Annotated in this window: 7 protein-coding genes; all 7 read right to left on the bottom strand. The window is 64.3% G+C overall.

Features of this window, described 5'->3' with window-relative positions; translation table 11 throughout:
* Nucleotides 1–1,505: AMP-binding protein (locus tag AC5DC2_RS17520; protein WP_491699397.1), on the bottom strand; the 1,505-nt coding region annotated here is incomplete at its 3' end.
* 103 nt (nt 1,506–1,608) lie between these two features.
* Nucleotides 1,609–2,091 carry a MarR family winged helix-turn-helix transcriptional regulator gene (locus tag AC5DC2_RS17515; protein ID WP_024706366.1) on the bottom strand — a complete coding sequence of 161 codons (483 nt, stop codon included), beginning with the start codon at nt 2,089–2,091 and terminating at the stop codon, nt 1,609–1,611.
* A gap of 14 nt (nt 2,092–2,105) precedes the next feature.
* On the bottom strand, nt 2,106–3,428 hold the full coding sequence (locus AC5DC2_RS17510; RefSeq protein WP_491699398.1) for a TRAP transporter large permease: 1,323 nt from the start codon (nt 3,426–3,428) through the stop codon (nt 2,106–2,108).
* Nucleotides 3,428–3,979 (bottom strand): TRAP transporter small permease, encoded by a 552-nt coding sequence (locus AC5DC2_RS17505; protein ID WP_491699396.1) that lies wholly within the window; start codon nt 3,977–3,979, stop codon nt 3,428–3,430. The genes AC5DC2_RS17510 and AC5DC2_RS17505 overlap by 1 nt, the downstream gene beginning before the upstream one ends.
* A 3-nt stretch (nt 3,980–3,982) precedes the next feature.
* Nucleotides 3,983–5,032 carry a TRAP transporter substrate-binding protein gene (locus AC5DC2_RS17500; protein ID WP_491699395.1) on the bottom strand — a complete coding sequence of 350 codons (1,050 nt, stop codon included), beginning with the start codon at nt 5,030–5,032 and terminating at the stop codon, nt 3,983–3,985.
* An 82-nt stretch (nt 5,033–5,114) separates the two neighbouring features.
* On the bottom strand, nt 5,115–5,900 hold the full coding sequence (locus AC5DC2_RS17495; RefSeq protein ID WP_491699394.1) for a crotonase/enoyl-CoA hydratase family protein: 786 nt from the start codon (nt 5,898–5,900) through the stop codon (nt 5,115–5,117).
* A gap of 36 nt (nt 5,901–5,936) precedes the next feature.
* Nucleotides 5,937–6,311 (bottom strand): SDR family NAD(P)-dependent oxidoreductase (locus tag AC5DC2_RS17490; RefSeq protein ID WP_491699393.1); only part of this gene is annotated, 375 nt, incomplete at its 5' end.

Raw genomic sequence — 6,311 nt, 5'->3', positions numbered from 1 at the left:
TGGCCGCAGACGACGACGTCGCGCACCTGGCCCTTCAGCGCCTCCAGCGCTTCCAGGCGAAGCTTTCCGGCCTGCACCCAGGTGCCCGTCATCAGCTTGAAATCCTCGGAGACGCGGCCATCGAAATAAAGGCCCCGGTCGTAATCGTCGGGGTCGACGAAGCGCAGCGCGTCGCCGGTGATGAGGAAACCTTCCTCATCGAAGCTTTCGGCGGTCTTCTCAGGGTCGCCGAAATAACCGGGCATGACGTTGATGCCCTTGACCCGGAGTTCGCAGCGCATTTCCGCGTCGGGTATCAGTTTGACTTCGGTTCCGGGAAGCGGCACGCCGACCACCCCGGAACGGCCGATCTGCTCGTGCAGCATGATGGTTGCAGGCGCGGTCTCCGTCATGCCCCAGGAGGCGATCATCAGCGGCAGGCGGCCCTGCACCTCCATCGCCATGTCTTCAAGCCGCGTCCAGATGTCCTGCGGCAGCGAGGCGCCGGCGTAAAACAGCATGTCGAGGTCGCTGAAGAAGGCTTCACGCAGGTGAAGGTCCTTCTCCATGGCGTGGACCAGCATGGAAAAACCGACCGGCACATTGAAGGCGAGGTTGCCCGGATGCATCTTGATGTTCTCGATGCTCGTGCCAATGTCGCGCGCCGTCGGCTTGCCGTGGTCGATATAGAGGCTGCCGCCATGGGCGAGCATCATGTTGACATTGTGCGAGCCGCCGAAGACGTGGTTCCACGGCAGCCAGTCGCAGATGACCGGCGGACGCTCCTTCAGGAAAGGCAGGACCGAGGCCATCTGGCTCTGATTGGCGCACATCATCCGTTGGGTCGTCATCACCGCCTTGGGGTTGGAGGTCGATCCGGAGGTGAAAAGCAGTTTCGCCAGCGTGTCGGGCCCGACCCTGGCATGGGCGGCTTCCAGATCGACCGCCGGATCGCCCCGCATCAGGTCGGAGAAGGCAATCACGGGGCGCGGCGCGCCTTCGGTCCTTACCGCGACCACGGGAATATGATCGAACTCCGGCCGCGAAAGGGCGGCAGCGAACTTGCCGGCATCATCGACGAAGGCGAGCGCCGGGTTGATCTTGGCGATCGCATAGGCGAGCCGGCCGTGGGCTTCCTCGATCAGAGAATATTGTTCGGCAAGCGGGGCCGTCGGAATGCCGGCATATTGAGCGGCAAACGACAGGAGCGCGTGATCGACGCCGTTGCCGGACATGATCAGGATCGGCCGTTCCGACCCGAAGCCGCGTGCAATAAGGCCCGCGGCAAGCGCGCGAACCATCTCCAGCACGTCCTGGTAGCCATGCTCGCGCCAGCCGTCGCCCGACCTTTCGGCGAGGAAGGTGCGGTCCGGCGCGTCCCGCGCCCATGTCTCCAGCCATTCGCCGGTATGGCGGACAACCGGGTCAAGCGGCACGTTGGATGTGGCCAGCAGCGTGCCGTCGCTGCGTGTTTCGATGTGCACCGAATGCGCGACCAGCGTCAGGTCCTTTGCGCGAGCTTCCATGTCTCATCCTCCCGAGGGTTTCCGGCAGACAAAGCCGCGGACCTCCTCTCCTCTCGATATGTTCGCTGACGGCGAAAGGCCTCCTCCGACCCTTCGCGCTTCTTCAAAGCGCGCGGCTCACCCGCTGGAGCAGGCTCAGGAGGAGCGCGCGCTCTTTCTCATCCAGGACGGGGCCGAACAGCGCGGCCTCATGCGCGGTCGCCACGGCGCGGGCCTTCTCCCATAATCGACGACCCTTCGGCGTGGCGCGCAGCGCATAGGTGCGCCTGTCGCCGGGCACGCGGTTGCGCGAAATCAGGTCGTCGCCTTCCAGTGAATCGACCAGCACCACCATGCCCGAGCGCTCCAGCTTCAGCACCTGGGCAAGTTGAGACTGTGAGATATCCGGGTTCTCGACGACGACCGAGAGCGCCGAAAAGGTCGCGACCTTGAGGCCGAGCGGCTCCAGCACGCGATGCAGGTCCTCGCGGACAACGATGAAGCTCCGCTTCATGTTGTAGCCTATGAACGCGCGCAGCATGTCGTCGGTCGCGGCCGGCGCGTTGCGGTCGGCCTCTGCCGGGTCGTTTTTTTCTGGTCTGGCCATGTCTGTCCTCTCTCTTAGCCCGCGACGATGTCCACGAGCCAGAAGCTGAGCGCCGGAAATGCGATCAGCAGGATGATCCGCAACAGCTCCGACAGGATGAAGGGTATGGTGCCGCCGAAGATGGTCTTCAGCGGTATGTGTTTCGCCATGGACGAGATGACGAAGAGGTTCATGCCGACCGGCGGCGTGATCATCCCCACCTCGACCACCACAAGCGTGATGATCCCGAACCACAGCGCCGTGTGCTCGGGCGTCAGGCCGAAGTCAAGTGCCATGACCGTCGGAAAGAAGACCGGCACGGTAAGCAGGATCATTGACAGGCTGTCCATCACGCAGCCCATGACGAGGTAGAAGAGCACGATCGCCAGCATCACCGTCATCGGCGGCAGGCCCGACTGCGCAAACCATGCGGCGATGTCCGTCGGCATGCGGCTCAGCGCCAGCGCCACGTTGAAGATGTCCGCGCCGAAGACGATGGCGAAGATCATTGCCGAGGCGGCGGCGGTGTCGATCAGCGAACCGATCAGGTCGCGGACTGTGAGGCCTCCCGTCAGGACGCCGACCAGCAATGTCAGCACCACGCCCACCGATGCGCCCTCGGCAGGCGTGAAGAAGCCGCCATAGATGCCGCCGAGCACGACGACGAAGATGCCGACGATGTGCCAGATGCCGAGGACGGCGCGGAAACGCTCGCGATAGGGCACAGGGTCATGGTTCGGCCCCTGCTCGGGAAACAGCCGGACGAAGACCGCAATCGCGATGAAGAAACCGATGACGGCGAGCGTCGCCGGAATGGTTGCCGCCAGGAACAGCTTGACGATGTTCTGCTCGGTCAGAAGCGCATAGATGATCAGCACTACCGAGGGCGGAATGAGGATGCCGAGCGTGCCGCCGGCGGCCAGCGAGCCGGCAGAAAGAGCGCCGGAATAGCCGTGCTTGCGCATTTCCGGCAGCGCCACCCGGGCCATGGTCGAGGCGGTGGCGAGCGAGGAGCCCGAGATCGAGCCGAACATGGCGCAGCCGGCAACGGCCGCCATGGCGAGCCCCCCGCGAAAATGCCCGATCCAGGCATTCGAAGCGCCGAATAGTTTCGCGGAAATGCCGCTGCGGGTGGCGATGTGACCCATCAGGATGAAGAGCGGCACGATCGCCAGCTCATAGGACATGAACTTGTCGACCCAGGCGGTGTCGAGATAGAAGATGAGGCTCGAGGCGCCGCCGAGCAGAATATAGCCCGCCGCGCCGACAGCGCCCATGGCAAGGGCGATCGGCATTCTGAGAAAGATCAGCGCCAGAAGGATGACGATCATGCCAAGCGCAATGGCCATCGGTTCCATCACGCGCCCTCCGTCATGGGATTGCTTGCGCGACCGTTGACCAGATCGTCAATGCCGATGATGAAGGCGACGAGCGCCGAAAGCCCTGTCCCGGCGACGGCGGGCAGATAGATCAGCCACAGAGGAAAGCCGAGCAGCATGGTGCGGTCGCCATAGCCGTGGATTGTCTCCAGACCATGGGTCAGCCGCCAGCAGATGACCGACCAGCCGAGCCCGAAGAGAACGGTCCAGAAACCGTCGAGACGACGCTGGCCGGCGGCGGGAAGCCAGTTGGTGAACAGATCGACCATCACATGGCCCTTCGTGAACTGGCAGTAGGGCAGGAACAGCGAGGCGCAGGCCGCGCAGACGAGTTCAACCGCTTCGAAATCGCCACGGATGCCGCCAAAGCCGAAAATGCGCATCAGTACGGAAAGCGTGACCATCAGCGCGGCGGCGAAGGCGGCAAGCCCGCCCGCGCCGGCTGCGGCGAGGCAAAGCCGGTAGAGCCAGACGAAGCGGGGGCGCGATGCCCCCCGCTTCTGAAGGCTGGATGGGGTTTTCTCCGCCATCAATCAGCCCTGGTCCAGCAGTGCGTTGGCGCGCTTGAGGATGGCCGCGCCGTCATAGCCCTTGTCATCGAGCTTCTTCTGCCAGTTGGCGACGATCGGTTCGGAAACCTTGCGCCATTCGGCGATCACGTCGGCCGGGATCTCGACGATCTCGTTGCCATGTTCCCGGACAACCTTTTCGCCGCCGGCCTCGGCCATGTCGAAGGAGGCGCCGAGGCGCTTCGACAGGGACGGACCGGAATGTTCGTCAAGCACCTTGCGGGCATCTTCGGGCATGGCCTCATAGGCGCGCTCGTTCATCACCAGCGAGAAGGTGTTGGTGTAGATGCCGCGCGCGCCGGGGGCTGGCATGGCGGAATAGCTGGTCAGTTCCTGCAGCTTGTAGGCCGGAACGACCTCGAAGGGCAGGCAGCAGCCGTCGATAACGCCGTTTGAAAGGCCGACCACCATTTCCGTGACGGGGAAGAACACCACCTCCGCGCCGAGTTCCGTCAGCATTTCGCCCGTCGACTGGTTCGGCGCGCGAAGCCGCATGCCGGCCATGTCGGCGGTCGAGGTGATCCCCTTGTCGCGGGTGTGCAGCTTGCCGCCGGCATGGGTGTGGAAGGCGAGCGGCTTCATGCCCTTGTATTCGTCCTGGCCGAATTCGCGCATCAGCGTGTCCATGACAACGGAAGTCTTTTCCGCGTCCGTCACCATGAAGGGCAGCGCCATGGTCTCGGCGACCGGAAAGCGGTCCGGCGTATAGACCGGCAGGGTCCAGGCGATGTCGACGATGCCCTGGCGGGCCTGATCGGCAAGCTGCGGCGCCTTGCCGCCGAGCTGCATGGCCGGAAAGATCTGCACCTCGATCGCCCCGTTGGAAGCCTCGGCCAGTTCCTTGGCCCAGGGTTCGAACACGTTTCTCTGCACCGGCGCCATGGCGGGCAGAAAGTGGTGCAGCTTGAGCGTCACTTCCGCCGCATGCGCCTGGCGCAGGAAAACGGGGGCGGCCAGCGCCGTGCCCAATGCGGCCAGCGCCGTGCGGCGGGTCATTTTCAACTTGTCAGTCATGACGGTTCTCCTCCCTGTAGATGACTGGACGATATGCGCGTGTGTTTCCGCCCGCCTCTCTCCCTGCCGGCGAAGAGCCGGTCTAGCGAAAGACAGGCGCGCGCTTCTGCAGAAAAGCGTTGAGGCCTTCCTCGGCATCCGCGCTCGTCTGCGATACGGCCGCGCACAGGCTTTCGGCAAAGAGCCCGTCCGCGCGCGGCATGTCTGCGATCCGGCTGATCGCCTGGATCATCATGTAATTCGAAAGCTGGGCGTTCTTCGCGATCTTTGCTGCAAGCCGGCGGGCCAGGGGCAATGCCTCGCCTTCGCCGATGCTGTAATGGGTGAGCCCCAGCATCAGGCCTTCCTCGGCATTGTAGGTGCGTCCCGTCAGCATCATCTCGCGCATCCGGTCAGGGCCGAGAATGCGACCGACGCCGACGGTTGCGCCGCCGCCGACGAAGATGCCGCGCATGCCCTCCGGCAGCTGGAAGATCGTCGAGGGCTCGGCGATGCGCACATGGGTGGCGGATGCAAGCTCCAGCCCGCCGCCGATCACCGCGCCGAACATGGCGGAGACGACCGGCAGGCCGGAAAACTGGATGCGCTCCATCACCCGGTGCCAGTTGCGCGAATGATACATTGTGCTTTCGGCGTCGCGGGCGACGTGTTCGGCAAGGTCGAGCCCGGAGCAGTAGTGACCGCCCGCACCGGTCAGGATGACGACGCGGATATCCTCCGGCGGCTTGCTGAAAAACGCGTCAAGCGCGTCCAGCAGCGCATCGCACATGGCATTGCGCTTTTCGGGCCGGTTCATGGTCAGGGTCGCGACCGGGCCGTCGATCTCGATGGTCAGGATTTCGGTGCTCTCGAAACGGGTCTTCGTCATGCGTTCTGCTCTTTCTCGAATTCGTCTTGCCGGCTTTTATTTCGGCGGCATCCGCGCTGCGGCGTCGAGCCTGATCACCGAACCGTTCAGCATCGGGTTTTCGACGATCTGCTCCACCAGCCGCGCATATTCATCCGGCAGGCCCATCCGGCTCGGAAAGGGCACGCTCGCAAGGATTTCCGCGCGGACATCGTCCGGCAGACCGGCGCTCATGCGGGTCTCGAACAGGCCTGGCGCGATGGTCATGACGCGGATGCCGAAGCGGGCGAGCTCGCGGGCTGCCGGCAGCGTCATCGAGGCGACCCCGCCCTTGGCGGCGGAATAGGCCGCCTGGCCGATCTGCCCGTCCTCATAGGCGACCGAGGCGGTGTTGACGATAACGCCGCGCGCGCCGTCTTCGTCGATCGGCTC

The sequence above is a fragment of the Martelella sp. genome, from assembly GCF_984369615.1.
Note: the sequence above shows the minus strand (reverse complement) of the source record. Positions and strands in the feature narration are given on the sequence as shown.

What these genes read in the sequence shown, in the direction of transcription:
- AC5DC2_RS17515 (WP_024706366.1), bottom strand. Translation starts at nt 2,091, where the DNA reads ATGGCCAGACCAGAAAAAAACGACCCGGCAGAGGCCGACCGCAACGCG.
- AC5DC2_RS17510 (WP_491699398.1), bottom strand. Translation starts at nt 3,428, where the DNA reads ATGGAACCGATGGCCATTGCGCTTGGCATGATCGTCATCCTTCTGGCG.
- AC5DC2_RS17505 (WP_491699396.1), bottom strand. Translation starts at nt 3,979, where the DNA reads ATGGCGGAGAAAACCCCATCCAGCCTTCAGAAGCGGGGGGCATCGCGC.
- AC5DC2_RS17500 (WP_491699395.1), bottom strand. Translation starts at nt 5,032, where the DNA reads ATGACTGACAAGTTGAAAATGACCCGCCGCACGGCGCTGGCCGCATTG.
- AC5DC2_RS17495 (WP_491699394.1), bottom strand. Translation starts at nt 5,900, where the DNA reads ATGACGAAGACCCGTTTCGAGAGCACCGAAATCCTGACCATCGAGATC.